Here is a 1,564-nt window from a genome sequence, read left to right as displayed (position 1 = left end):
GGGGGGGGTTTCGGTCCCGCCGCCGCCGCCGCCGCCGCCACCGCCGCCGCCGCCGCCGCCCCGAGCACACCGGGCGCTGGATCGCCGGGCTCTCCGCGGTGATCGTGCTGGTCGTGGCGGTCCTCGGCGGCGGGGTCTGGCTCGTCGTCCGCGCGCTGGGCCCGTCGGTGCCGGAGGGGTACCGGGCCGTCGAGACCCCGTACCTGCGCTACGCCGTCCCCGCCGACTGGACACCGGTCGACGGCCAGGCCGCCCGCACCCTCGGCGTCACGTTCACCGGCGGCGCCGACGCCCCCTCCTACAGCTGCCGCGGCGACGGCTACAAGCGCGGCACCGCGACCAGCACGCTGGTGCGCACCGACTCGGCGGTCGCCGAGGTCGCGGAGCAGTTCGCCGACCAGCTCGGACGCTCCTTCTACACCGACACCGCCGGACACGTCCCGCAGGTCGCACTCGCGCCGCCGCGGACCGTCACGGTCGGCGGGGCCACCGGCGCGGTCGTCGAGGCCACCGTGACCACCGCGTTCGACGACGGCTGCCTCGCCACCCGCGGCACGGTCGGGGTGCTCGCGGTGCCGGTCGAGGGCGGCGGCACGGCCCTGCTGGTCGCGAACGTGGACACCGTGGGCGGTCCCGCGGACTCCCCGATCCCGGATCCGGGCGTCGTCACAGAGATCCTCGAGAGCGCCGGTTAACCCCGGGCGTGGTCGAGACGATAACCCGTCGGAACAGGTGAGGAGGCGGGGTTGGAGGGCAGCACGTTCGGCCCGTACACGATCGAGGAGCTGCTCGGTCGCGGCGGGATGGGGGAGGTCTACCGCGCCTTCGACACCGAGACCGACCGCGAGGTCGCGCTCAAGGTGCTGCCCCCGCACCTGGCCGACGACCCCGAGTACACCGAGCGCTTCCGCCGCGAGTGCCGGGCCGCGGCACGGCTGCGGGACCCGCACGTGGTCCCCATCCACCGCTTCGGCGAGATCGAGGGTCGGCTCTACCTGGACATGCGGCTGGTCGAGGGCAGTGACCTCGGCAGCTGGATCGCCGACCACGGCCCGCTGCCGCCCGCCGCCGCCGTCTCCGTGGTCGGCCAGATCGCCTCCGCGCTCGACGCCGCGCACGCCGAGGGCATGGTCCACCGGGATGTCAAGCCGTCGAACATCCTGCTCGCGGGCGTGAAGGAGCCGGTGGACCCCGGCTCGGTGTTCGCGTACCTGTTCGACTTCGGCATCGCCAGCTCCACCGGGATGTCCGACGGCGGCGAGCAGCTCACCCGCAGCGGCACCGTCCCCGGGTCGGTCGCCTACCTCGCCCCGGAACGCTTCCACGGCGTGCCCGCGGACCCGCGGGTGGACGTCTACGCCCTCGCCTGCGTGCTGCACCAGGCCCTGAGCGGGAAGGCGCCGTACGCGGGCGACCTGCCCACGCTCATGCACGCGCACCTCCACATGCCGATCCCCGTGGTCGGCCGGGCGGAGGTGCCCGAGGCGCTCGACGACGTCGTCGCCCGCGGGATGGCCACCCCGGTGATCGGGCGGGTGACGGAGCCCTGGTCGACCCCGACACT

The 1,564-nt window shown here is 75.0% G+C and carries 2 protein-coding genes; both read left to right on the top strand.

What is annotated here, in order from left to right; genetic code table 11:
* A partial coding sequence (locus H5J29_RS32130; protein WP_181784675.1) for a DUF8017 domain-containing protein occupies window positions 1-695 on the top strand: 695 nt, incomplete at its 5' end.
* Between the two features lie 51 nt (window positions 696-746).
* Window positions 747-1,564: serine/threonine-protein kinase (locus H5J29_RS32125; protein ID WP_181784674.1), on the top strand; the 818-nt coding region annotated here is incomplete at its 3' end.

Source organism: Pseudonocardia pini (assembly GCF_013870575.1).
Taxonomy (GTDB): domain Bacteria; phylum Actinomycetota; class Actinomycetes; order Mycobacteriales; family Pseudonocardiaceae; genus Pseudonocardia; species Pseudonocardia pini.
This window is presented reverse-complemented; position numbering and strand designations above follow the sequence as displayed.